The sequence below is a fragment of the Pigmentiphaga daeguensis genome (assembly GCF_039523035.1).
GTDB lineage: Bacteria > Pseudomonadota > Gammaproteobacteria > Burkholderiales > Burkholderiaceae_B > Pigmentiphaga > Pigmentiphaga daeguensis.
Window position 1 is genome coordinate 36,473 of record NZ_BAAAEN010000017.1, and the last position, 22,348, is coordinate 58,820.

Below are 22,348 nucleotides of genomic sequence, written 5' to 3' on the forward strand. Positions count from 1 at the left end.
TCCATCGAAGACCAGGAGGCCCCCATGCTCAAGACCGCCGGCAACGAGTTCTGGCGCGACATCGCACCCATCGCCGACGTGTTCAAGCCCGATGCCAAGCCCGAGGTGCACATCGGCAACGCGCCCACCGACGACAGGAAGTGGTATGTCCCCTTCACCGACACGGTGGCCTCGCGGCCGCTGTGGATCTCGCCTTCCGAGAACCGCTGGTGCGACATCCTGCGCGCCGATGCCGCCGGGCTGGTCAACCGCCACTACCATCCGCACGAGGTGTTCGCCTACACGATCTCGGGCAAGTGGGGGTACCTGGAGCACGACTGGATCGCCACCGCGGGCGACTTCGTCTACGAGACGCCGGGCGAAGGCCACACGCTGGTGGCCTTCGAGCACGAGCAGCCGATGAAGGTCTTCTTCATCGTGAAGGGGCCGCTGATCTGGCTGGACGAGAAGGGCCAGTCCACCGGCCATTTCGACGTGCACGACTACATCGCGATGTGCCGCGCGCACTACGAGAAGATCGGGCTGGGCGCCGCCTACGTGGATACCTTGTTCCGCTGAAACAGGCCCTGCGGGGCCCGATAACGACAACCAGGAGACGACACATGCAACGCAGGCAATTCGCGACCTTGCTCGCGGCGGCGGCCGCCACCGCGCTGGCGGCGCCGGCACTGGGCCAGTCCAAGGCCCCGGCCGAGATCCGCATCGGCTACGCCATTTCCAAGACCGGCGCCTACGCCGGCGGGGCCAGCACCACGGTGCTGCCCAACTACCAGATGTGGGCGGCTGACGTGCAGCAGGCCGGCGGCATCGAGATCGGCGGCAAGCGCGTGCCGGTCAGGTTCTTCGAGTACGACGACCGCAGCAATTCCGAAGAGGCCGTGCGCGCGGTGGAACGGCTCATCAACCAGGACAAGGTGGACTTCATCCTGCCGCCCTGGGGCACAGCCATGAACCTGGCGGTGGCTCCCATCCTGCACAAGCACAACTACCCCCACCTCGCCACCACGATGATCTCGGACCATATTCCGCAATTGCGCGAACGCTGGTCCAATCTGTTCTTCTTCACGCTTACCTCCACGGACTACGCCAACGGCGTGGTGGACGTGCTGACGCGGCTGCGCGAGGAAGGCAAGATCAAGGGCAAGGTCGCCATCGTCAACGTGGCCGACCAGTTCGGCCTGGAGCTGTCGAAGGCCGCGCGCGAGGGCCTGAAGAAGGCGAAGTTCGACATCGTCTACGACCAGAGCTACCCCCTGGGTTCGCAGGAGTTGCAGACCATCCTGAACGAGGTGCGCCGGCGCGAGCCGGAGGCCTTCCTGGCCTTCAGCTATCCACCCGACACCATGGCGCTGAACGACCAGGCCAAGGTCGTGGGCTTCAACCCCAAGGTGTTCTACACCGCGATCGGCACGGTGTTCCCGATGTTCAAGAACCGCTTCGGCGCCAATGCCGACGGCGTCATGGGCCTGGGCGGCGTCAGCGCCGAACTGCCCGTCACCCGCGACTACCGCGAGCGGCACCTTGCCATGTTCAAGCAGGAGGCGGACTACAACGGCAGCGCCGTCACCTACGCCACCCTGCAGATCCTGCAGCAGGCCATCACACGCGCGGGCTCCATCGACCGCAAGGCCGTGTCCGAGCAGATCCGCACCGGCAGCTTCGAGACCGTGCTGGGCCCCGTCAAGCTGACCAACCGCCTGTGGGCCGAGGCGTCCAGCGTGGGGCAATGGCAAGGCGGCGTGTTCCAGCCCATCTCGCCCAAGACCGCCATCGGCGTCAAGCCCGCCGTCTTTCCCAAGCCCGAATGGAAATGACGGCCGGGAACATGGTGGCCGATCATGTGCTGCGCTGCGGTCCCGGCACGGTGGTGTGGGGCTTCCTGGGGCCGGACGTGCCGCCCGCGCTGCGCATACGTCCGGGCGACACGGTACGCATCGACACGGTGAACGCCGTGGGCGTGCCGCTGCCGCCCGACGAGGCGCTGGCCTTCTTCACCCATCATGGCCTGCCCCTGGAGGGGCCGGTGGCCGAGATGCTGGAGATCATGCGCACCGTGCCCAAGGACGTCGGCCCGCACATCCTGACCGGCCCGGTCAGCGTGGAAGGCGCCGAGCCTGGCGACGTGCTGGCGGTGGAGATCCTGGCCGTGGCGCCGCGCGAGCCCGCGTACGGCGTCAACTTCGCCCGCCCCGGCGCGGGCGCGCTGCCGGGACTCCTGAAGGAACCGCGGCTCAAGCTGATGCGCCATGACGTGGCGGGCGGCGTCGCCCGCTTCGACGAACGCATCGCCATCCCGCTGGCACCGTTCATGGGCACCATGGGCGTGGCGCCCACCCGCAAGGTGTCCTCGATCCCGCCCGGCCCCTTCGGCGGCAATCTGGACCTGAAGGATCTGCGGCCGGGGGCGGTGCTGTACCTGCCCGTGCAGGTCGCGGGCGCGGATTTCTTCGTCGGCGACGGGCACGCGGCGCAGGGCCACGGCGAGGTCAACCTGACCGGGCTCGAGACCTCGATGACCGGCGTCTTCCGCTTCGCGCTGCACAAGGCCCGCGGCCTGCGCTGGCCCATGGCCGAGACCGACGAGCACTACATCGCCATGGGGCTGGACGAAGACCTGGACGCCGCCGCCGAGCTGGCTGTCTTACAGGCGGTGGCGGTACTGCGGCATTTCGGTGAATTGCCCGATGCCGATGCCTACGCGCTGGCCAGCCTGGCCGTGGATTTCGAAATCACCCAGCTGGTCGACGGCGTCAAGGGCGTCCACGGCCGCATCCCCAAGCGGCTGCTGGCCGCCTGCCCGCGCGCAACGGGCTGCCGGTGGGGCCCGCTGCCCTGAACGCCTTCCTCCTTTTCACCGGACACGACTCATGAACATGAAAGACCAGGTCTGCATCGTCACCGGCGGTGCCGGCAGCCTCGGGCTGCACAGCGCGCTGGCCATGCTGGAACAGGGTGCGCGCGTCCTGCTGGTGGACCTGCACGCCGACGCGCTGGACGCCGCCCGCGCCCAGGCGGCCGGCCACGGCGATCGGGTGGCGACCTTCGCCGGCGACGTCACCGACCCGGGGCAGGCCCGCGCCTACGTCGACGACGCGCTGCGGCGTTGGGGGCGGCTGGACGTGCTGGTCTGCAATGCCGGCATCAACGGCGCCATCCGGCCCATCGCCGACTACCCCGACGACGTGTTCGACGCGGTCATGGCCGTCAACGTCAAGGGCACCTTTCTGGCTTGCAAGCATGCCCTGCCCCGCATGGCCGACGGTGGCAGCATCGTCATCGTCTCCAGCGTCATGGGCGTGACGGCCGACCCCGGCGTGTGCGCCTACGCCACCTCCAAGCACGCGCTGATCGGCCTGATGCGCGTGGCCGCCAAGGAAGCCGCCGGCCGCGGCATACGCGTCAACGTCGTCGCTCCCGGCCCCATCGCCAACGACTTCCAGGCGGACATCGAACGCCGGCTGGGCGAGGTGCTGGGCCTGGACGCCACCCGGATGCTGGACGAGGCCATTCCGCTGGGCCGCCACGCGCGTGTCGAGGAAATCGCGCAGACGGTGCTGTTCCTGGCTTCGCCGCAAGGCAGCTTTTCCACCGGCAGCGTCTTCATGGCCGACGGCGGCATGCACGTCTGATGCGGTGTTTGCCTCAAGTCCCGGGTAGCGGGGCCGTTAATCCGGCCATGCTCCATCCGAACCCGATGCCATGCCGCCCGTAACGCCCATTTCCGCTTCGCTGTCGAACTCGCACCTGCGGCTGTCGGGCGACATGAATGGTCAGGCGAACGCCCCTGCGGCCGATGCCTCGGCCGTCCTGCGGGGCCTGGGCGCGCCGGCCGGCGAAAAGGCGAAGGCCAAGGCCGCCGAGGCGGACAGCGGCGACAGTAGCGACTCCTTCGCGGTGAAGGCGCTGAAGAAGCGCATCAAGGAGCTGCAGAAGCAACTGGCGCAGGCCCAGGCGGAAATGGAGCGCGTGCGCGCCAGTTCGATGTCGGCCGAAGCCAAGGCTCGGGCCATGGCCTCCGCGCAGTCACGCATCAACAGCCTGGCCGGCGCGCTGCAGACGGCGATGTCCGAGCTGGCCAGGGAACTCGAGCGGTCCGGCTCCGGCGCCGCCGGCTCGCTGGTGGATACGCGGGCCTGAAGCCTAGGGCCCGCTCCCGCTGAAAGGAGGCCCGCACAGGCCCTAACAGCGGTCGGCGCCCCTGCCGGCCGCCTCCACCGACGTCAGCGCGGCGCCGACGGCACCCTGCCCGTTCCCCGCTGGCGGCAGACCGCCGGCCGGCCCCGGCCATGGCGTCCTGTCGCGCATGGCCGGATCGGCCCTGAGCAGTTCGGCGATGAACTCGATGACGACGCGCGTGCGCAGCGGCAGGTTGCGGCGCGACGGATAGACGATGTAGAGCGGCAGGCGCGCGGGCGGAAACTCCGGCAGCAGCGAGACCAGCCGCCCCGCGTGCAGGTCGTCCGCCACCATCAGGTGCGACAGGATGGCGATGCCGTTGCCGCCCAGCACGGCCTGGTGCACGGCCGAGGCATTGTTCGCCCGCAACCGGCACGGCACGTTCACCGAGAACTGCCCCTCGGCCGCCTCGAACCACCAGGTATCGTCCTTGCCCCAGCGGCTGTAGACCACGCATTCGTGATGGCGCAGGTCCTGGGGAGACCGTAGCGCGGGCCGGCCGGCCAGGTAGGACGGCGCGGCCACCAGGAAGGCCGAGGTCATGCCCACCCGCCGCGAAATCAGCGAACTGTCGTCGATGGGCCCAAGGCGCACCTCGAGGTCCAGGCCATCCTCGATCAGGTTGCTGGTGCTATCGCGCACCACCATGTCCAGGCTCAGGTTGGGATGGCTGTCGAGCAGGCCGCGCGCGTGGTTGCAGATGTGCAGGGCCAGCGGCGCGGGCAGGCTGAGCCGGACCTTGCCGGTGGGCCGGGCCTGGTCCGGACTGGCGGACACGCTCAGGCTCTCGGCGGCCTCGACCAGGCTGCGGGCGGCGGGCAGCAGGTTGCGCCCTTCCTCGGTCAGCACCACGCCGGTCGTGCTGCGCTGGACCAGCCGCATGCCGACGTGTTCTTCCAGCGCGCGCACCTGCCGGGAAACGGCGGGCTGGGTGACGCCGCGTTCGTTGGCGACCACCGAGAACGAGCCGGTTTCCGCGACGCGCAGGAAAGCGAGGAGCGAGGAAATCAGGTCCATGGCGAGCTTTCCAGGATACGCCTGCGGCGGGCCGCGCTTCCATACTTTTTCTACGAACGATTATACGGTCGGCGCTCCTAGTGCCGCGGGTCGATAGTGCCTAGCATTCGCTCGACATGAAGGTGGACCCACACGTACAGGTAGCATCGATGAACACGCAATCGGAATTGCCCACCGGCCCCAGCAAGGCCGAGATGATGCAGGCGGTCAGGGAACTGCTGGACTTCATCGGCGGCCGCCCGCTCGGCCCCGAGCTGGAAGCGGCCTTGAACGAGCGCTACGGCGCGCACACCGAAGGCTATGCCCGCCTGCTGGCGCTGCTACGCCGCGGCATAGGCGAAGGCTGGTCCTGCTATGCGGAGATAGACGGTCCGGACTACCGGCGAGGGCGGATCGCGCATGCCTCGCCCGACACGGATGGATTCACGGTGGAAAGCGGCTGCCTGCGCAACGTGCCGGGCCACTACCACCGGCACCCGCTGGGCGAGATCAACATGATCGGCCCGGTGGACGAGACCGGCCGCTTCTGCGGCGCCGGCGCGGGCTGGAAGGTCTTTCCCCCCGACAGCTCGCACTTCCCGACCGTTACGGGCGGCATGGTCACCATGCTGTTCTTCCTGCCCGACGGCCAGATCGAATACAGGAACCCGCCTTCGGCGCCCTGAGCGGCGCTTCTCCTGCAGCACCCCGGTTCCCATCTCAACCTTCCACATCCAGGGGTATCCATCATGCACGTCAAATGGCTCGCATTGCCGCTCGCAATGCTATTGGGAATGTCCGCCCAGGCCGCGGACAAGGTGAAGATAGGTTTCATCAGCACGCTGTCGGGACCGCTGGCCGCGCTGGGGACGGAAATCCGCGACGGGTTCCGGCTCGGCCTGGACGAGACCGGCAACCGGATCGGCGGCCTGCCCGTCGAGGTGGTGGAAGGCGACGACCAGGCCAACCCCGGCGTCGGCAAGCAACTGGCAGACAAGTTCATCAAGCGCGACAAGGTCGATTTCATGACCGGCGTGGTGTATTCGAACGTGATGATGGCGGTGGGCGCCCCCACCTTCGCGGCCCGGACGTTCTACATCAGCGCCGCGGCGGGCCCGGCCTCGCTGGCCGGCGCGCAGTGCAACCCGTACTTCTTCGGGCTGGCCTGGCAGAACGACGGGCAGAGCGAGGCCATGGGCCGCCACATGAGCGACAAGGGCTACCAGCGCGTGGTCATCATGGCGCCCAACTACACGGGCGGCAAGGAAAACCTGGAAGGCTTCAAGCGCACTTTCAAGGGCACCGTGGCCGACGAGATCTACGTCAAGCTGGGCGAACTGGACTTCGCCTCCGAGATCGCCAGGATCCGCGCCCAGAAACCCGATGCGCTGTTCTTCTTCCTGCCGGGCGGCATGGGCATCAACTTCATCAAGCAGTTCCAGGCCGCGGGACTGGCGCGCGAGGTGCCGTACTTCGTGCCAGGCTATTCCGCCGACGAGGACACCATCCAGGCATTGGGCGACGCGATGGTGGGACTGCAGAATTCGTCGCACTGGGCATGGGACCTGGACAATGCCGCCAACCGCAACTTCGTCGCGCGCTTCCAGCAGCGCTACGGCCGGCTGCCGTCGATGTACGCCTTCCAGGGCTATGACGTGGTGCGCCTCTTGGACCGCGCGGTGGCAGACGTAAAGGGAAAGATCGAGGACAAGCGCGCGCTGCACGACGCCATCGCCGCGGCCCGGTTCGAGTCCGTGCGGGGCGCCTTCAAATTCAACACCAACCAGTTCCCGATCAACGACTTCTATCTGCGCGTGGTGCAGAAGGACGAGTCCGGCCGCGTCACCAACAAGACGATCGGCAAGATCATGACGGCGCATACCGACAGCTATGCCGGCGCCTGCAAGATGAAGAACCCCTGACAGAATCACGAGGACCAATCATGGCAGCTCCCAAGATACTTGCTTTCGCCGGCAGCTCGCGCGGCGCGTCGCTGAACAAGCTGCTGCTGGCGGTGGCGGCCGACGGCGCCCGCGCGGCCGGCGCCGACGTCACGCAGATCGACCTGCGCGACTATCCCATGCCGATCTACGACGGCGACGACGAGATGCAGTCCGGCGTGCCCGACAACGCGCTGGTCCTGCGCGGCCTGATCGCCGAGCACGACGCCCTGCTGGTCGCCACGCCCGAGTACAACGGATCGGTCACGGCCCTGCTCAAGAACGCGCTGGACTGGTGCTCGCGCCCGATCAACGGCGAGGACGGCCTGCTGCCCTACCGGGGCAAGATGGTCGCGCTGCTGGCGGCCTCGATGAGCCCGTTCGGCGGCATCCGCGCGGTTACCCACACGCGCGGCATCTTCAACAAGATGGGCGCGATCGTGCTGCCCGACGAAGTGCTGCTGCCGCAGGCCCAGCATGCCTTCGACGCCGGCGGCAACCTGCTGAACGAAACCGCGCGCCAGCTTGCCCGGCAACTGGGGGCGGCGCTGGCCGCGAAGGCGGGGCGAGGCGGCTCATGAGCGCGGTCATCGAGTCCGCGCTGAACGGCATCCAGTTCGGCCTGATGCTGTTCCTGCTGGCCGCCGGCCTGACGCTGGTGTTCGGCATCATGGACATGATCAACCTGGCCCACGGTTCGCTGTACATGTTCGGCGCCTACCTGACGGCCGCGCTGGTCGAGCCCACCGGGTCGTTCCTGCTGGCGATGCTGGTGGCGATGCTGGCCACGGCGGCCATCGGCATGCTGCTGGAGATGACCGTGCTGCGCACGCTGTACCAGCGCGATCACCTGTCGCAGGTGCTGGCGACGTTCGCGCTGATCCTGATCGGCAACGAAGTCGTGCGCATGATCTGGGGCCCGCAGCCGCGCCGGCTGGCGCTGCCCGAACTGTTCTCGGGCCCGGTCGACCTGGGGGCCGGCATCCAGTATCCGTCCTATCGCCTGCTGGTGATAGCCGTGGGCCTGGCGGTGGCCTTGCTGCTGTACCTGGTGGTGGCGCGCACGCGCGTCGGCATGTGGGTGCGGGCGGGTGCCTCCAACCGCGAGATGGCGACCGTCATGGGCGTGGACATCAGGCGCCTGTTCACGCTGGTGTTCGGCCTGGGCGCGCTGCTGTGCGCCGTGGCCGGCGCGTTGCTGGGGCCGCTGCTGTCGGTGCAGGTGGGCATGGGCGAGAGCATCCTGATCCTGGCCTTCGTGGTGGTCGTGATCGGCGGCATCGGCTCGATCCGCGGCGCGCTGGCCGGCTCGCTGATGGTGGGCATGGTCGATACCGTCGGCCGCACGCTGGTGCCCGACGCGCTGGGCACGGTGTTCTCGCCATCGGTGGCCTCGAACCTGGGGCCGACGCTGGCCTCGATCCTGATCTACGTCCTGATGGCGGCCGTGCTGTTCTGGAAGCCGCAGGGCCTGTTTCCTGCACGAGGGTAGACATGGCACCACTGGACCAAATCCTGGGCCGCCGTACCGGCGCCGTCCTGCTGGCGCTGGCCGTGGCCTTTCCGCTGGGCGCCGACTGGCTGGGCCAGGGCTTCTACGTCGACCTGGCCGCGCGCATCATGATCTTCGCGCTGGCGGCATCCAGCCTGAACCTGGTCATGGGCTTCGGCGGCATGGTCTGTTTCGGCCACGCGGCATTCCTGGGCATAGGCGCCTACACGGTGGCCATCCTGATGGACGCCGGCGTGGACGCGGCCTGGATCGCCTGGCCCGCGGCGACGGCTGTGGCCGCGCTGGCGGCCTGGCTGATCGGCGTGATCAGCCTGCGCACGCGCGGGGTGTACTTCATCATGATCACCCTGGCCTTCGCGCAGATGCTGTACTACGTGTTCGTTTCGCTGAACGCCTACGGCGGCGACGACGGCATGCCCCTGCCGACCCGCTCGGTTCTGCCGTTCGGCCTGGACGCCTCGTCCGACCTGACCTTCTATTACGTCGTGCTGGCCATCCTGGCCGTGGCCATGTGGTTGATGCAGCGCCTGGTCAACGCCCGCTTCGGCCGCGCGTTGCAGGCCATCCGTGAGAACGAGACACGCATGGAGGCCATCGGCTATCCGGTGTTCCGCATCAAGCTCGCGGCCTTCGTCATCGCCGGCGGGGCGGCGGGGCTGGCGGGCGCGCTGGTCGCGAACCAGGCCGGCATGGTCAGCCCCGGCCTGATGTACTGGACCCAGTCGGGCTCGCTGATGATCATGGTCATCCTGGGCGGGGTGGGCTATCTGTACGGCGGCGTGGTGGGCGCCGCGCTGCTGCTGGCGGCGGAAGAATACCTGTCGGGCCTGACGCTGTACTGGCAGTTGCCGCTGGGCATCCTGCTGCTGGCCGCCGTGCTGTACGCCCGCAACGGCGCCTTGAGCCTGGCCGCGAGGTGGCGCCATGGCTGATTCCTGCAAGCTGCAAGTCTTCGGACTGGTCAAGCGGTTCGGCGGGCTGACCGCCACCGACCAGGCCAGTTTCGAGGTCAGGACCGGCGAGATGCACGCCCTGATCGGCCCCAACGGCGCGGGCAAGACCACGCTGATCCACCAGATCTCGGGCGCGCTGCGGCCGGACGCGGGCCGGATCTCGATGGACGGCGCCGATATCACCCAACTGCCCATGCACCGGCGCGTGCGCCTGGGGCTGGCGCGCTCGTACCAGATCACCAGCGTGTTCAAGGCCTTCAGCGTCCTGGACAACGTGGCGCTGGCGGTGCAGGCCCGCACGGGCGGGGCCGCCGGCTGCTGGCGCCCGGCGCGGCGCGAGGCGGACGTGTATGCGCAGGCCCGGCACGCGCTGGACCGGGTCGGCCTGGCCGCCCGCGTGGACGCCCCGACCCACAGCCTGTCCCATGGCGAGCAGCGCAAGCTGGAGGTGGCCCTGGCGCTGGCCACATCCCCCAGCCTGCTGCTGCTGGACGAACCCATGGCCGGCATGGGGCCCGAGGAATCCGAGGCGATGGTGGAACTGCTGCTGGGCCTGCGCGGCGAGGTCACCATGCTGCTGGTCGAGCACGACATGCACGCCGTGTTCCGCCTGGCCGACCGCCTCTCGGTCCTGGTCTACGGACGCGTGATCGCCACCGGATCGCCCGAGGCGATCCGCCGCAACGCCGACGTGTGCCGGGCCTACCTGGGCGACGAGGCCACCGTATGAGCGGCATGACGAACCGCATGGAAAATGGAGAAGCGCCATGGAACCGGTACTGGAAGTGAAGGGCTTGCAGGCCGCCTACGGCAGCAGCCAGGTCCTGTTCGACGTCTCGCTGGACATCGGGGCGGGCGCGATGCGCACCCTGCTGGGCCGCAACGGCATGGGCAAGACCACCACGGTACGGACGCTGCTGGGCCTGACGCCGTCGCGCGGCGGCGAGGTGCGCTTTCTGGGCCAGCGCATCGACCGCCTGTCGCCGCACCGCATCGGCCGCCTGGGCATCGCGGTCGTTCCCGAGGGCCGGCAGATATTCCCCAACCTGAGCGTGCGCGAGAATCTGACGGCCTTCGCCGCCAACCGCAGCCGCCAGGCCGAGCCCTGGACGCTGGAGCGCATCTACGCCCTGTTCCCCCGCCTGCGGGAACGCGAGCGGAACATGGGCAACCAGTTGTCGGGCGGCGAGCAGCAGATGCTGGCCATCGGCCGCGCCCTGATGACCAACCCGCACCTGCTGATCCTGGACGAGGCCACCGAGGGCCTGGCGCCGCTGATCCGGCAGGAAATCTGGGACTGCCTGGCCGCGCTGCGGCGCGCCGGGCAGACGCTGCTGGTGATCGACAAATATGTCGAGCGCCTGATCGGCATCGCGGACCGGCACACTATCATCGAACGCGGACGCGTGGCGTGGGAAGGCAGCTCGGCGGAGCTCGATGCCGACCCGGCCATCTGGCAACGCTACGTGGGTCTCTGACCCCGCGCTTCGCACATGGCACCTGGAGCAATCGCATGAAACACGTATCGATGGCCGGACTGAGCGAGATGCAGCGCTACTGGCTGATCACCGGCAGCGTCGGGCCCCGCCCCATCGCGCTGGTCACCAGCCTGGATGCGGACGGCCTGTGCAACGCCGCGCCGTTCAGCGCGTTCAACTACATGGGCGAGGATCCGCCGCTGTTCGCCATCGCCGTGGTCGCCTACGGGCAGGAAAGCCACCGGCCGGGCGAGGCCAAGGACACGCTGCGCAACATCCGCGAGCACGAGGAGTTCGTGGTGAACATGGTGGACGAGTCCATCGTCGACCAAGCGGTGCAGTGCGGCAGCGATTTTCCCGCGCACGTCTCGGAGGCCGAGGCGGTGGGCTTCACGCTGGCGCCCTGTACCGCCGTGCGGGTGCCGCGCATCGCCGAGGCGCCCATCTCGTGGGAATGCCGGCTGTTCCGTATCCTGGACATCTCGACCCAGCGGGCCATCGTTTTCGGCGAGATCCTGGCGATGAACTTCCGCGACGACCTGCTGGACGAAAAGGCGCTGCGCGTGGACGTCGGGCGCTTCGCCCCGGTGGGCAGGCTGGGCGGGCCGAACTACTGCCTGACGGGCGAGCGGCGCCGCATCCCGGTGCCGACCTACATGCCGGCCACGGGGCAGCCCCGGGAATGATGCCGGCGCGCGGCCCGCGCTACCAGACGACGCAGAAACCCTGTTCCAGCAGCGCCGAAGGCAGGGTGGCGGCGCGCACCAGTCCCACCGCGCCGAAGGCCGCGACCACCACGCCGCCGGCGACGCGCCAGGCCGGCCGCCGCGCGCGGCGGCGCAGCCAGCCGGCGGCGCCGGACAGCGCGACCAGGTTGGGCAGCGTGCCCAGGCCGAAGGCCGCCATCGTCAGCGCGCCGGCCGCGGCGCTGCCCGCCACCAGCGCCACCGCCAACACGCCCAGCGACATGCCGCAGGGCATCCAGCCCCACGCAAGGCCGGTCAGGAAACGCTCCAGCAGCGGCCGGCCGGCGATGCGCGCGCGCACGTGGCGGCTGGGGGGCGAGCGGACGATGGCCGCCACCGCGCCGGTCCAGCCGCGCACCAGCGCGGCCCGCCACGCACCGGCCGCCGGGCCGCCCGCCGCCGCGCGGGGCCAGGCCGCGCGCGCCACCAGGGCCAGGCCGTAGACGCACAGCAGCGCCGCCCCGAAGGCCAGCGCGCCGCGCTGAAGCGGCAGCCAGTCCCGGCTCCAGATGTTGCCCCCCAGGCCACCCGCCACCGCGCCCAGCAGCGCATACGAGGCGATGCGTCCGGCATGCATGACCAGGGCCTCCAATCCCAGCCGCCACGGCGCCGCGCGCCGCAGCACCGCCAGGCGTTCGCCGTGCCGGTGCTCGACCGCCATCACCAGTCCGCCGCACATGGCGGCGCAGTGCACCCCGCCCAGCAGGCCGAGCAGGAACACGCCGGCAAGCGCCGGCCAGCCGCTCACGCCACGCCCCCACGGCCGATCCGCGTCATGGCAGATCGTCCACGTCGTTGCCGTCCGGCCCCGCGCCGCCGCCCGCCAGGTATAGCGTAATGGCGCTGGAGACCCCGGCAATCGCCCACAGAAGGAAGAAAGCCGCGGTATAGAACGCCTGGCGCGACATCTCGACCGGGCGCCCGACGATGGTCAGGCCGCGCGGATCGAGCAGGGTGAAGACGACCAGCGCGGCGCCGGCGCTGGCCAGGAAGGCCGGCCACAGCACCCACATGCCGACGCGCCGCCATTTCATGGCGCGCGCTCCACCACCAGCCCGCGCTTGACCACCTTATCGACGACCGGGGGATCGTCATGCGCGACCGCCAGCACGATGGTCACGATGCAGCCCAGCATCGCCACGGCCGGCCCCGCCATCAACAGCCAGGGCCAGGGTTCCTTCCACCAGGGTCCGGCATCTTTCTGTTCCTGCATCCCGCACCTCGCTTTGTCCATTCAAGGAACGATGAAACTCGACGTCTCGCGCAGCCCGTCCGCGTCCCGGCCGTCGCGCACGATGAACTCGATCCGGTGCGTGCCCGGCCGCGCCTCGTCCACCGGCAGCGACACCCGCACCGGCCACAGGCGGTTCGAGGCGGGCGCCAGTTCGATGTCCGTACCGCCGTCGGCCCCCTGTACCCGCAGTTGCGGCAGGCCCTGCACCTCCAGCCGCACGCGCATGGCGCGCTCGGTCGCGTTCATGAGCTGCAGCTGGTAGACGTTCTCGATCATGCCGCCCTCGACCTCGCGCGCCAGCACCGAACGGTCGCGTATCACGTCCACGCGCAGCGGCTGCCGCGCCGCCAGGAGGCCGACGAACACCGCCGCCAGCGCCAGCCAGATCGCGCCGTACACCAGCACGCGCGGGCGCAGCACGCGGCGCCGCGCCTGTCTGGCATCCAGCCGCAGCTCGATGGCGCGTTCGGACGCATAGCGGATCAGGCCGCGCGGATACTGCATCTTGTCCATGACCTGGTCGCAGGCGTCGATACAGGCGCCGCAGCCTATGCACTCGTATTGCAGGCCATCGCGGATGTCGATGCCGGTTGGGCACACCTGCACGCAGATGCTGCAATTGACGCAATCGCCCAGGCCCGCCTCGCGTGGATCTATCCTGCGCGACCGGCTGCCCCGCGGGTCGCCCCGCACCGAGTCGTAGGTGACCACGTAGGTGTCGGAGTCCACCATCACGCTCTGGAACCGCGCGTAGGGGCACATGTATTTGCAGACCTGTTCTCGCATGAAGCCTGCGTTGCCCCAGGTGGCGAAGCTGTAGAACACCAGCCAGAACCATTGCCAGGGGCCCAGTGCACCCTGCCACGCCAGGCCCGCCAGCTCGCGGATGGGGCTGAAATAGCCGATGAAGGTGAACCCGGTCCAGGTCGCCACCGCCAGCCACAACGCGTGCTTGGCGCCCTTGCGCCCGAGCTTGCGCCAGGACCACGGCGCCGCGTCCAGCCGGATGCGCGCGAACCGGTCGCCTTCGGTCAGGCGCTCGATCCACATGAAGATCTCGGTGTAGACCGTCTGCGGGCACGCATAGCCGCAGAACAGCCGGCCCGCCACCGCGGTGAACAGGAACAGCGCCAGCGCGCTCAGGATCAGCAGCAGCGTCAGGTAGATGATGTCCTGCGGCCACAACACCATCCCGAACAGGTAGAACTTGCGCGCGCCCAGGTCGAACAGCACGGCCTGCCTGCCGTTCCAGGTCAGCCACGGCAGGCCGTAGAACACCGCCTGCGTCAGGAACACCAGCGCCACGCGCCAGTGCGCGAAGACGCCGCTGACCGAACGCGGATAGATCTTGCGCCGGACCTCGTACAGCGCCTGCTCCGAACCTTCCTCGTCGCCGCCGGCGGCCGGGCAGGCGCGCTCGCGCGGGGAACTCATTTCGCCTCTTCGGCGGGCCGGGTCAGGCCCCAGACGTAGGCGGTCAGCAAGCGGATCTGCTGCGGCGTGAACACGTCCTCGTGTGCCGGCATCTGGTTGTTGCGGCCCTTGGTGATGGTCTCGGCGATGACGGCGGCCGAGCTGCCGTACAGCCAGACCTTGTCGGTCAGGTTGGGCGCGCCCAGCAGCGGGTTGCCCTTGCCCTCGACGCCGTGGCAGGCCGCGCAGTTCGCGCGGAAATCGGCCCGGCCGCGAGCGGCCTTGATGGGGTCGGCGGCCAGGCCCGACAGCGAGCGCACGTACTGGGTCACGTCGCCCACCGCGCGCGAGTCCAGTTGTTCGCCGAACGGGGGCATGATGCCGTGCCGCCCCTTCGCGATGGATTCGCGGATGATGTCGGGCGAAGAACCGTACAGCCAGTCGCCGTCGGCCAGATTGGGAAAGCCCTTGCTGCCGCGCGCATCCGACCCATGGCACTGCGCGCAGTTGTTCAGGAACAGCCGCTGCCCGATCTCCCGCGCCTGGGCATCGTCGGCGATGGCCGGGATCTCCATGTCCTCGAAGCGCGCGTACAACGGCTGGACCTGTTCGCGCAACTGGTCCTGCTGCGCGGCCAGCGCGCCCGTGCTGGACCAGCCCAGCCAGCCCTGGACCTTGCCCAGGCCGGGATACAGGACCAGGTAGCCCAGCGCGAAGACACAGGACAGCAGATACATCCACATCCACCAGCGCGGCAGCGGATTGTTCAGCTCGCGCAGATCGCCGTCCCAGACATGGCCGGTATCGTCGACCTGGCCGCCTGGGGCGGCCTTGGAGGATTTCAGGAAGGCCCGCTGCGAGAACAGCAGCCAGACGCACCAGGCGATGCCCGCCAGCGCGATCGCGCCGATGTAATAGCCCCAGAAATCGGTAGTGAAATCGCTCATTGCCCGGCATCCTTGCCTTGCGCCGCAACGGCGCTTTCGTCGGGGAGCGCGAACGGCAGCATGGCCGATTCGCGGTTGGCCTCGACGCGGGCGCGCGACCACGCCCACGCCACGATGGCCAGGAAGGTCGACAGCGCCAGCGCCGTCGCGATCGATGTCATCCAGGCGATCATGTCCATCACCGCCCCTGCTTCTTCATCGCCAGCCCCAGGCCCTGGAGGTAGGCCACCAGGGCATCCTCCTCGGTCTTGCCGGCCAGCTCGGCGGCCGCGCCCGCGATCTGTTCGTCGGAGTACGGCACGCCCAGCGTGCGCAGCGCGCGCATGCCCGCCTGGACCGGGTCGCTCGCGACCGGCGTCTGGCGCAGCCACGGATAGGCCGGCATGTTGGACTCGGGCACCACGTCGCGCGGATTGTTCAGGTGGACGCGATGCCAGTCGTCGCTGTAGCGGCCGCCCACGCGCGCCAGGTCGGGCCCGGTGCGCTTGGAGCCCCAGAGGAAGGGCCGGTCGTACACGCCTTCGCCCGCCTCGGAGTAATGGCCGTAGCGCTGCACCTCGGCCGCCAGCGTGCGGACCTGTTGCGAATGGCAGCCCACGCAGCCTTCGCGGATATAGACGTCCCGCCCCGCCAGGCGCAGGGCGGTATAGGGCTCCACGCCCTGGACGGGAGCGGTGGTGGAGTGCTGGAAGAACAGGGGCACGATCTGCACCAGTCCCGCGATGCTGACCACCGCGATGGTGGCCAGGATCAGCCAACCCACGTTCTTTTCCAGCGTCTCGTGGCTGAAGAAGGAAGCGCGCTTCGATTTCATGGCGGTGCGCTCCTCAGGCCAGTTGCGGCCGGGCCGCCACGGATACGGGTGCCGGCGCCGGCACCGGCGCGTCGAACGGCCGCCGGCCGCGCGCCGTCATGACGAAGTTCCACGCCATCAGCAGCATGCCGCCCAGGAAGCACACGCCGCCCAGCAGGCGCACGACGTAGAACGGATACGTGGCCTTGACCGATTCGACGAAGGTGTAGGTCAGGGTGCCGTCGGGTTCCACGGCGCGCCACATCAGGCCCTGCATCACGCCGGCGATCCACATCGCGGCGATATAGAGCACCACGCCCAGCGTGGCGATCCAGAAATGGAGTTCTATCATCCTGGTGCTGTACATCTGCTTCTGCCCGAACAGACGCGGGAACAGGTAATAAAGCGAGCCGATCGTGATCATCGCGACCCAGCCCAGCGCGCCGGAATGCACGTGGCCGATGGTCCAGTCGGTGTAGTGGGACAGCGAGTTGACGGTCTTGATGGACATCATCGAGCCCTCGAACGTGGACATGCCGTAGAAGGACAGCGCCACCACGAGGAACTTCAGGATGGGATCGGTGCGCAGCTTGTGCCAGGCGCCCGACAGGGTCATGATGCCGTTCAGCATGCCGCCCCAGGACGGCGCCAGCAGGATCAGCGAGAACACCATACCCAGCGACTGCGCCCAGTCGGGCAGCGCCGTGTATTGCAGGTGGTGCGGGCCGGCCCACATGTAGGTGAAGCTCAGCGCCCAGAAGTGGACGATGGACAGCCGGTACGAATAGATGGGGCGCTCGGCCTGCTTGGGCACGAAGTAGTACATCATGCCCAGAAAGCTGGTGGTCAGGAAGAAGCCCACCGCATTGTGCCCGTACCACCACTGCACCATCGCGTCCTGCACGCCGGCATAGGCCGAGTACGACTTCCACATCGTGGCCGGCCATTCCAGGTTGTTGACGATGTGCAGCAGCGCGATCGTCAGGATGTAGGCGCCGAAGAACCAGTTCGCCACGTAGATGTGGCGGGTCCTGCGTTTGACGATGGTGCCGAAGAACACGACGGCGTAGGCCACCCATACCAGCGTGATCAGGATGTCGATGGGCCACTCGAGTTCGGCGTATTCCTTGCTGCTGGTGTAGCCCATCGGCAGCGTGATCGCCGCCGCGACGATGACGGCCTGCCAGCCCCAGAAGGTGAAGGCCGCCAGCGGCGCCGAGAACAGCCGCGCCTGACAGGTACGCTGCACCACGTAGTACGAGGTGGCGAACAGCGCGCTGCCGCCGAACGCGAAGATGACCGCGTTGGTGTGCAGCGGCCGCAGCCGCCCGTAGGTCAGCCACGGCACGTCGAAGTTCAGCGCCGGCCAGATCAATTGCGCGGCAAGCAGCACGCCCACCGCCATGCCCACGATCCCCCACACGACCGTCATGACGGCGAATTGGCGGACGATCTTGTAGTTGAATGTTTCGCCTGAAAGCGCGCCGCTAGCGCTGTCGCCCATGGCTGGTTCCCCTGATTCTGAATTCCCGCGCCCATCATGCGCATGTACAGGGGAACCCGCCTTGATGCAGATCAAGCCTCGCGAGAGGAGCGCGCGGACGGCGGCATTTCATCCACACCGGACGGCCTGTCGTCGTCCATCAGGATGGCGTAGTCGGCGCCTTCCATGTCTTCGAACTGGCCGTCCTGCACCGCCCACCACAGCACGACGACCACCGCCAGCACCAGCATCAGGCTGAGCGGAACCAGGAGATAGAGCGTTTCCATCAGCGGCGCAGCCTCCATGCGTTGCCCACTACCAGCAGCGAGGACAGCGACATGCCCAGCGCCGCCATCCACGCGGTGATCCAGCCCGACGCGGCCAGCGGGATGAAAGACAGGTTGTAGGCCAGGGCCCAGCCCAGGTTCTGGCGCATCACGCGACGCGCACGGCGCGCGGTGCGCAAGGCGTGCGCCACGCCCAGAATGCCGTGGCCGTTCAGGATCACGTCGGCGCTGGCGCGGGCCAGCGGGGTGCCGGCCGCGACGGCCATGGACACCTGGGCCAGGCCGAGCTGCGGCGCATCGTTGATGCCGTCGCCCACCGCCAGCACCACCGCGCCACCGGCCTGCAGGCGGGCGACGTAGTCCTTCTTGCCCTCGGGGCTGACGCCGCCCGCGTGGCTGCCGATGCCGAACTCGGTGGCCCAGGCCGCGACCGTGCGCGCATCGTCCCCCGACACCAGATGCACGCGTTTGCCCATGGCTTGCAGCGCCCGCACCATCTCGTGGCTGCCCTCGCGCGGCGCATCCCGCAGCACGAAGCGCGCGAGCGGCCCGGCATTGCCGGCCAGCCAGACCTGCGTGGCGATGGCGCCGGGCGCCGCATCCCGGCCATCGGCCACCGGCGGCAACGGCGCCGTGTCGCGCGCACCCGCCGCGAAACATTGGCTGCCCAGGCGTATCGCAACCCCGCCGAAGCAGGCTTGCACACCCTGCCCCGGCACATGGCGGACGTCCTGGACGTCCGGCGCGGGCAGGCCCGCCTCGCACGCCGCCGCGATCAGCGCCAGGCCCGCCGGGTGCGTGCTGCCTTCCTCCATGGCCGCCGCCAGCGCCAGGCACTGTCCCGCGCCCAACGCGCCGAATATCTCCACGCTGGCCACCGTGAACCGGCCCTGGGTCAGCGTCCCGGTCTTGTCCAGCACCACGTCGGTGACCTGCGCCAGCGTTTCCAGCGCATGCCCCTTCACCACCAGCACGCCCTTGCGGGCCAGGGCCGCCGTGGCGGCCGCCAGCGCGGCCGGCGTCGCCAACGACAGCGCGCAGGGGCAGCTGACCACCAGCACCGCGATCATGACGGGCAGCGCACGCGAGGGATCGATCCACCACCAGACCGCGCCGGTGGCCAGCGCCAGCGCGATCAGGGCCAGCACGAACGCCACCGCGATGCGATCGGCCAGCACCGCGATGCGCGGCTTTTCCTCCAGCGCCCGGTCCAGGGCCTGGATGATCCGCGCCAGCCGGGTCTCGCCGCCGATCTGCTCGACCCGCATCCATACCGGACTGCCGTTGTTGTGGCTGCCGGCGACCAGCCCATCGCCCGCCGCCTTGGCGATGGGCCGGCTTTCCCCGGTCAGCATGGCTTCGTCGACCTGCGTGGCGCCTTCGAGTACCCGGCCGTCGGCCGGCACGGCCTCGCCCGGGCCGATGCGCAGCACGTCGCCCGGACGCACCTGTTGCAAAGCGATGACGTCGGCCTCGCGGCTGGCCGGATAGTCCCGCAGCCGCGCGCAGGTGGCGGGCAGTTGGGCCGCCAGCGCGCGGCCGCCGTCCTGCGCCTCGTGGCGCACCACCAGTTCCAGGTAGCGCGCCGCCAGCAGCAGGGCCACGAACATGGTGACCGAATCGAAATAGACCTCGCCCCGGTTGGCCACCGTGGCGGCCACGCTGGCGCCGAAGGCGGCCAGGATGCCGATCACCACCGGCAGGTCCATGCCCGGGCGGCCATGGCGCAGCCCGCGCCAGGCGCCCCGCATCAGCGGCCACGCGCTGTACGCCACCACCGGCAGGGTCAGCGCCAGGCTGGCCCAGCGCAGCAACTGCCACTGGTCGGGCGCGATCGAGGCTTCATGCCGGTACAGCGGCCACGCATACATCATGACCTGCATCATGCACAGCAGCGCCACCGCCATGCGCAGCAGCAGGCCGCGCTTCTCGCGGCGCAGGCCGTCATTCGCGGCGCCCGGCTGGAAAGGCACGGCGCGGTAGCCGATGGCGGCGAACGCGTCCAGGACGCGGCCCAGCCCGGTCTGCGCCGTCTTCCAGCGCACCCGCGCCCGGCCGGTGGCATGGTTGACGTGCGCCGCCACCACCCCGGGCTGACGCTCCAGGTGCTGCTCGCACAGCCAGACGCAGGCGGCGCAGCGCAACTCGCCTATCGTCAGCCAGGCCTCGGCCGTGCCGGCGTCCACGGCGCGCACGTAAAGCGATTCGATGTCGGCCTGCCCGAACGCCGCGCGCAGGTCCGCCTGCCCGTCGGCATCGTCCAGCGGCCGGCCCAGGCCGTTGCGGAAGCGGTAGAAGCTCTCCAGGCCCGCGTCGTGGATGGTCTGGGCGACCGCCAGGCAGCCGGCGCAGCAGAACCAGTGCAGGTCCCCCGCGACCGACGCGCGCAGGCCGCCGCCCGCGGGCTGGCCGCAGTGATAACAGTCCGCGGACGGGGCGCTGGCGGCCGGCGCGTCCAGGGTGGCGCAAGGCAGCGAGGTCGTGTTCACGCCACGCATTCTGGCGGCAAGGCCGGCTGCGCGCATTGATCCAGGTCAAGCCGAAGGGTTCAGGCGGGCCGCGTCAGGTCTTCCAGGCGGCCCAGCCAGCGCATGGCATGCTCCCGGCCGTCCCCGCACATGTCGGGCGCGGGCATGAGCGAGGCACAGACGGCGGGGCGCCCGGGCCGGCCGAACAGTCTGCAGCGCTCGTGTTCGTCCAGCTGGACGCAGCGCACGCCGGCCGGCTTGCCGCCGGGCATGCCCGGGATCGGCGTGGTGATGGACGGCGCCGTGCAACAGGCGCCGCAGCCGGGGCGGCACTCCATGCCGTCAATCCGCCCGTACCGACTGCACGAAGGTCTGGGCCGAATCGCGGTCCAGTTCGTCCTCCCGGCCCAGGGCCACGACCTCGATCAACTGGTTGCCCAGCAGGTAGACCCGCCCCAGCAGCCAGGACGGCGTGTTCGCCACCATGCCGTGCACCTCCAGCTCCACCGCCCGGCCGAGCTTGCGCGTGTCGGCCGGCGCCTGCCGCAGCGTGATGTCCTTGCGGTAGGTCAGCGTGCCGCGCAGATTGGCCAGCAACACCTGTTCGAAGGCGTCCGCGACCTTGGCCAGTTCAGCCGGATCGGCCAGGATGGCCTCCGGCAGCGTCACCCGGCCGACGGCGAAGATGGAGGTGTCCACCGGCGAGATGTCGAAGGCCAGCGGCAGCGTATGGCCGGCGATGTCGACGTCGCGCTGGTCCGGCTTGGGACGGGCGGGGAAGGTGACGCGTATCGCGCCGTCGGCCGCCGGCATCTCGCGCCAGTTGTACTTGGGCGAGCAGGCGGCCAGCAGGGCCAGGAGCAGGACGAGGCAGGCGCGGATGGGTGAAGACATGGGCATTCCAGCGGCAGTGTGCGGCATCGTCGCCCGCCAGTCCGCGACAAAACGGTACAAGCTGTTACACGAGCCAGCCGGCCCGCTGGAAGTGGCTGAGCGACAATCCGCCTTTGAATCCATACACGATCGATACGGGACAACGAATTGTCGCTGATTTCCATGACGACCGCTCCGGACGGCACGCAGCTCGCGGCGTACCGCTGGGACGTGCCGCCCCGCCCGGAAGGCTACCGGCCGGCCTACCTGCTGCACGGCCTGGGAGAGCACGCCGGTCGCTACGAAGGACTGGTGCGCTGGTTCGCCGCCCGCGGCTGGTCGCTGGCGGCGCACGATCACCGGGGCCACGGTCGTTCCAGCGGCAAGCGGGGCGCCCTGCGCACCAGCGACGACCTGGTGGTGGATGCCGAGCACCGGCTGTCCGAATACGCACGCGAGACGGGTGCGCCGCCGCTGCTGATCGGCCATAGCCTGGGCGGCCTGGTGGCCGCGCGCGTGGCGCTGCGCGGCAACGTGCCGCTGGCGGGCCTGGTGCTGTCATCGCCCGCCTTCAGCGTGGAATTGTCCGCCCGCCAGCGCTGGCTGCTGGACATGCTGGGCGGCATCGCCCCCGATCTGCGGGTAGGCAGCGGCCTGAAGATCTCCCGGCTCTCGCACGAACAATCCGTCATCGACGCCTATGCCAACGACCCGCTGGTGCACGACCGGATCAGCGCGCGGCTGATGCGCTTCATCGCCGATGCCGGCGCGCAGTCGATCGCCGAAGCTTCCACCCTGAAGCCGCGCACGCTGTTGATGGTGGCCGGGGACGACGCCATCGTCTCGCCCTCGGGCAGCCGGCGTTTCGCCGACTCGGGCGCGCCCGGCAAGCTGGCGCTGCGCTGGTACCACCAGGCCTATCACGAGATCCTGAACGAGACGCCGGCCCTGGCCGCCCCGGTCTACGCCGACATGGAGACCTGGCTGGCCACCCTGACCGCCCCGGTTTGAACCGGTCGCCCAGAATGGGCTATCCTAGTCCCATGGA

Annotated in this window: 27 protein-coding genes; 14 read left to right on the top strand and 13 right to left on the bottom strand. The window is 69.4% G+C overall.

Features of this window, described 5'->3' with window-relative positions:
• Positions 1-24 precede the first annotated feature (24 nt).
• The 5 genes from ABD104_RS19770 (at position 25) to ABD104_RS19790 (ending at position 4,137) form a co-directional block, all read left to right on the top strand.
• Positions 25-558 (top strand): 2,4'-dihydroxyacetophenone dioxygenase family protein, encoded by a 534-nt coding sequence (locus ABD104_RS19770; protein WP_087836612.1) that lies wholly within the window; start codon positions 25-27, stop codon positions 556-558.
• Positions 559-602: 44 nt separating this feature from the next.
• Positions 603-1,814 carry an amino acid ABC transporter substrate-binding protein gene (locus ABD104_RS19775; RefSeq protein WP_087836613.1) on the top strand — a complete coding sequence of 404 codons (1,212 nt, stop codon included), beginning with the start codon at positions 603-605 and terminating at the stop codon, positions 1,812-1,814.
• 11 nt (positions 1,815-1,825) lie between these two features.
• Entirely contained in the window at positions 1,826-2,836 is a 1,011-nt protein-coding gene (locus ABD104_RS19780) for an acetamidase/formamidase family protein (protein WP_343928061.1), read from the top strand.
• Between the two features lie 31 nt (positions 2,837-2,867).
• Positions 2,868-3,629 carry an SDR family NAD(P)-dependent oxidoreductase gene (locus ABD104_RS19785; protein ID WP_279819512.1) on the top strand — a complete coding sequence of 254 codons (762 nt, stop codon included), beginning with the start codon at positions 2,868-2,870 and terminating at the stop codon, positions 3,627-3,629.
• A gap of 70 nt (positions 3,630-3,699) precedes the next feature.
• Positions 3,700-4,137 carry a hypothetical protein gene (locus ABD104_RS19790; RefSeq protein WP_343928062.1) on the top strand — a complete coding sequence of 146 codons (438 nt, stop codon included), beginning with the start codon at positions 3,700-3,702 and terminating at the stop codon, positions 4,135-4,137.
• Between the two features lie 42 nt (positions 4,138-4,179).
• Here ABD104_RS19790 and ABD104_RS19795 read toward each other — a convergent pair whose 3' ends face one another.
• Positions 4,180-5,193, bottom strand: coding sequence for a LysR family transcriptional regulator (locus tag ABD104_RS19795; RefSeq protein WP_343928063.1), 1,014 nt, complete (start codon positions 5,191-5,193; stop codon positions 4,180-4,182).
• 149 nt (positions 5,194-5,342) lie between these two features.
• Here ABD104_RS19795 and ABD104_RS19800 point away from each other — a divergent pair, with 149 nt between their 5' ends.
• The 8 genes from ABD104_RS19800 (at position 5,343) to ABD104_RS19835 (ending at position 11,742) form a co-directional block, all read left to right on the top strand.
• Positions 5,343-5,858, top strand: a complete 516-nt coding sequence (locus ABD104_RS19800; RefSeq protein ID WP_338616879.1) for a 4-hydroxylaminobenzoate lyase — start codon at positions 5,343-5,345, stop codon at positions 5,856-5,858.
• A 108-nt stretch (positions 5,859-5,966) separates the two neighbouring features.
• Entirely contained in the window at positions 5,967-7,094 is a 1,128-nt protein-coding gene (locus ABD104_RS19805) for an ABC transporter substrate-binding protein (protein WP_343928064.1), read from the top strand.
• 20 nt (positions 7,095-7,114) lie between these two features.
• Entirely contained in the window at positions 7,115-7,693 is a 579-nt protein-coding gene (locus ABD104_RS19810) for an NADPH-dependent FMN reductase (protein WP_130356119.1), read from the top strand.
• A complete protein-coding gene (locus tag ABD104_RS19815; protein WP_343928065.1) occupies positions 7,690-8,604 on the top strand; it encodes a branched-chain amino acid ABC transporter permease in 915 nt (304 codons plus the stop codon). The genes ABD104_RS19810 and ABD104_RS19815 overlap by 4 nt, the downstream gene beginning before the upstream one ends.
• A 2-nt stretch (positions 8,605-8,606) precedes the next feature.
• On the top strand, positions 8,607-9,557 hold the full coding sequence (locus ABD104_RS19820; RefSeq protein ID WP_343928066.1) for a branched-chain amino acid ABC transporter permease: 951 nt from the start codon (positions 8,607-8,609) through the stop codon (positions 9,555-9,557).
• Positions 9,550-10,308: an ABC transporter ATP-binding protein gene (locus ABD104_RS19825; protein WP_343928067.1), complete on the top strand. Its 759-nt coding sequence runs from the start codon at positions 9,550-9,552 to the stop codon at positions 10,306-10,308. Before ABD104_RS19820 ends, ABD104_RS19825 begins: the two co-directional genes overlap by 8 nt.
• 37 nt (positions 10,309-10,345) lie before the next feature.
• A complete protein-coding gene (locus tag ABD104_RS19830) occupies positions 10,346-11,056 on the top strand; it encodes an ABC transporter ATP-binding protein (protein ID WP_130356123.1) in 711 nt (236 codons plus the stop codon).
• Between the two features lie 35 nt (positions 11,057-11,091).
• On the top strand, positions 11,092-11,742 hold the full coding sequence (locus ABD104_RS19835) for a flavin reductase family protein (protein ID WP_130356124.1): 651 nt from the start codon (positions 11,092-11,094) through the stop codon (positions 11,740-11,742).
• A gap of 19 nt (positions 11,743-11,761) precedes the next feature.
• On the opposite strand, the gene ABD104_RS19840 is transcribed toward ABD104_RS19835, so the two are convergent.
• The 12 genes from ABD104_RS19840 to ABD104_RS19895 all read right to left on the bottom strand — a co-directional run bounded on the left by ABD104_RS19840 (position 11,762) and on the right by ABD104_RS19895 (position 21,321).
• Positions 11,762-12,550: an urease accessory protein UreH domain-containing protein gene (locus ABD104_RS19840; protein ID WP_343928068.1), complete on the bottom strand. Its 789-nt coding sequence runs from the start codon at positions 12,548-12,550 to the stop codon at positions 11,762-11,764.
• A 25-nt stretch (positions 12,551-12,575) separates the two neighbouring features.
• Positions 12,576-12,836 (bottom strand): hypothetical protein, encoded by a 261-nt coding sequence (locus ABD104_RS19845; protein WP_130356125.1) that lies wholly within the window; start codon positions 12,834-12,836, stop codon positions 12,576-12,578.
• Entirely contained in the window at positions 12,833-13,015 is a 183-nt protein-coding gene (locus ABD104_RS19850) for a FixH family protein (protein WP_130356126.1), read from the bottom strand. The genes ABD104_RS19845 and ABD104_RS19850 overlap by 4 nt, the downstream gene beginning before the upstream one ends.
• Before the next feature lie 21 nt (positions 13,016-13,036).
• Entirely contained in the window at positions 13,037-14,470 is a 1,434-nt protein-coding gene (ccoG, locus tag ABD104_RS19855; RefSeq protein WP_343928069.1) for a cytochrome c oxidase accessory protein CcoG, read from the bottom strand.
• Positions 14,467-15,396 (bottom strand): cytochrome-c oxidase, cbb3-type subunit III, encoded by a 930-nt coding sequence (ccoP, locus tag ABD104_RS19860; protein ID WP_343928070.1) that lies wholly within the window; start codon positions 15,394-15,396, stop codon positions 14,467-14,469. Before ccoP ends, ccoG begins: the two co-directional genes overlap by 4 nt.
• A complete protein-coding gene (locus ABD104_RS19865) occupies positions 15,393-15,569 on the bottom strand; it encodes a cbb3-type cytochrome oxidase subunit 3 (protein ID WP_087836548.1) in 177 nt (58 codons plus the stop codon). The genes ccoP and ABD104_RS19865 overlap by 4 nt, the downstream gene beginning before the upstream one ends.
• 5 nt (positions 15,570-15,574) lie before the next feature.
• Positions 15,575-16,210, bottom strand: coding sequence for a cytochrome-c oxidase, cbb3-type subunit II (ccoO, locus tag ABD104_RS19870; RefSeq protein WP_343928071.1), 636 nt, complete (start codon positions 16,208-16,210; stop codon positions 15,575-15,577).
• Between the two features lie 13 nt (positions 16,211-16,223).
• Positions 16,224-17,693 (bottom strand): cytochrome-c oxidase, cbb3-type subunit I, encoded by a 1,470-nt coding sequence (gene ccoN, locus ABD104_RS19875; protein WP_087836541.1) that lies wholly within the window; start codon positions 17,691-17,693, stop codon positions 16,224-16,226.
• Between the two features lie 71 nt (positions 17,694-17,764).
• Entirely contained in the window at positions 17,765-17,959 is a 195-nt protein-coding gene (gene ccoS / locus ABD104_RS19880) for a cbb3-type cytochrome oxidase assembly protein CcoS (protein ID WP_176400611.1), read from the bottom strand.
• Positions 17,959-20,457 carry a heavy metal translocating P-type ATPase gene (locus ABD104_RS19885; RefSeq protein WP_343928072.1) on the bottom strand — a complete coding sequence of 833 codons (2,499 nt, stop codon included), beginning with the start codon at positions 20,455-20,457 and terminating at the stop codon, positions 17,959-17,961. Before ABD104_RS19885 ends, ccoS begins: the two co-directional genes overlap by 1 nt.
• Before the next feature lie 50 nt (positions 20,458-20,507).
• Positions 20,508-20,765, bottom strand: coding sequence for a YkgJ family cysteine cluster protein (locus ABD104_RS19890; RefSeq protein WP_087836538.1), 258 nt, complete (start codon positions 20,763-20,765; stop codon positions 20,508-20,510).
• A gap of 4 nt (positions 20,766-20,769) precedes the next feature.
• Positions 20,770-21,321, bottom strand: coding sequence for a hypothetical protein (locus ABD104_RS19895; protein WP_343928073.1), 552 nt, complete (start codon positions 21,319-21,321; stop codon positions 20,770-20,772).
• 162 nt (positions 21,322-21,483) lie between these two features.
• Between ABD104_RS19895 and ABD104_RS19900 the strand changes: the two genes are divergently transcribed.
• Complete coding sequence (locus ABD104_RS19900) at positions 21,484-22,311, top strand: alpha/beta hydrolase (protein WP_087836547.1); 828 nt, start codon at positions 21,484-21,486, stop codon at positions 22,309-22,311.
• Positions 22,312-22,348 lie beyond the last annotated feature (37 nt).

Coding starts and splice junctions, on each gene's coding strand:
- ABD104_RS19820 (WP_343928066.1), top strand. CDS start 8,607: ATGGCACCACTGGACCAAATCCTGGGCCGCCGTACCGGCGCCGTCCTG.
- ABD104_RS19895 (WP_343928073.1), bottom strand. CDS start 21,321: ATGTCTTCACCCATCCGCGCCTGCCTCGTCCTGCTCCTGGCCCTGCTG.
- ccoO (WP_343928071.1), bottom strand. CDS start 16,210: ATGAAATCGAAGCGCGCTTCCTTCTTCAGCCACGAGACGCTGGAAAAG.
- ABD104_RS19770 (WP_087836612.1), top strand. CDS start 25: ATGCTCAAGACCGCCGGCAACGAGTTCTGGCGCGACATCGCACCCATC.
- ccoP (WP_343928070.1), bottom strand. CDS start 15,396: ATGAGCGATTTCACTACCGATTTCTGGGGCTATTACATCGGCGCGATC.
- ABD104_RS19835 (WP_130356124.1), top strand. CDS start 11,092: ATGAAACACGTATCGATGGCCGGACTGAGCGAGATGCAGCGCTACTGG.
- ABD104_RS19830 (WP_130356123.1), top strand. CDS start 10,346: ATGGAACCGGTACTGGAAGTGAAGGGCTTGCAGGCCGCCTACGGCAGC.
- ABD104_RS19825 (WP_343928067.1), top strand. CDS start 9,550: ATGGCTGATTCCTGCAAGCTGCAAGTCTTCGGACTGGTCAAGCGGTTC.
- ABD104_RS19800 (WP_338616879.1), top strand. CDS start 5,343: ATGAACACGCAATCGGAATTGCCCACCGGCCCCAGCAAGGCCGAGATG.
- ABD104_RS19805 (WP_343928064.1), top strand. CDS start 5,967: ATGTCCGCCCAGGCCGCGGACAAGGTGAAGATAGGTTTCATCAGCACG.
- ABD104_RS19865 (WP_087836548.1), bottom strand. CDS start 15,569: ATGATCGCCTGGATGACATCGATCGCGACGGCGCTGGCGCTGTCGACC.
- ABD104_RS19780 (WP_343928061.1), top strand. CDS start 1,826: ATGGTGGCCGATCATGTGCTGCGCTGCGGTCCCGGCACGGTGGTGTGG.
- ccoS (WP_176400611.1), bottom strand. CDS start 17,959: ATGGAAACGCTCTATCTCCTGGTTCCGCTCAGCCTGATGCTGGTGCTG.
- ABD104_RS19885 (WP_343928072.1), bottom strand. CDS start 20,457: ATGCGTGGCGTGAACACGACCTCGCTGCCTTGCGCCACCCTGGACGCG.
- ABD104_RS19795 (WP_343928063.1), bottom strand. CDS start 5,193: ATGGACCTGATTTCCTCGCTCCTCGCTTTCCTGCGCGTCGCGGAAACC.
- ABD104_RS19775 (WP_087836613.1), top strand. CDS start 603: ATGCAACGCAGGCAATTCGCGACCTTGCTCGCGGCGGCGGCCGCCACC.
- ABD104_RS19900 (WP_087836547.1), top strand. CDS start 21,484: ATGACGACCGCTCCGGACGGCACGCAGCTCGCGGCGTACCGCTGGGAC.
- ccoN (WP_087836541.1), bottom strand. CDS start 17,693: ATGGGCGACAGCGCTAGCGGCGCGCTTTCAGGCGAAACATTCAACTAC.
- ABD104_RS19810 (WP_130356119.1), top strand. CDS start 7,115: ATGGCAGCTCCCAAGATACTTGCTTTCGCCGGCAGCTCGCGCGGCGCG.
- ABD104_RS19845 (WP_130356125.1), bottom strand. CDS start 12,836: ATGAAATGGCGGCGCGTCGGCATGTGGGTGCTGTGGCCGGCCTTCCTG.
- ABD104_RS19850 (WP_130356126.1), bottom strand. CDS start 13,015: ATGCAGGAACAGAAAGATGCCGGACCCTGGTGGAAGGAACCCTGGCCC.
- ABD104_RS19815 (WP_343928065.1), top strand. CDS start 7,690: ATGAGCGCGGTCATCGAGTCCGCGCTGAACGGCATCCAGTTCGGCCTG.
- ABD104_RS19785 (WP_279819512.1), top strand. CDS start 2,868: ATGAACATGAAAGACCAGGTCTGCATCGTCACCGGCGGTGCCGGCAGC.
- ABD104_RS19790 (WP_343928062.1), top strand. CDS start 3,700: ATGCCGCCCGTAACGCCCATTTCCGCTTCGCTGTCGAACTCGCACCTG.
- ABD104_RS19890 (WP_087836538.1), bottom strand. CDS start 20,765: ATGGAGTGCCGCCCCGGCTGCGGCGCCTGTTGCACGGCGCCGTCCATC.
- ccoG (WP_343928069.1), bottom strand. CDS start 14,470: ATGAGTTCCCCGCGCGAGCGCGCCTGCCCGGCCGCCGGCGGCGACGAG.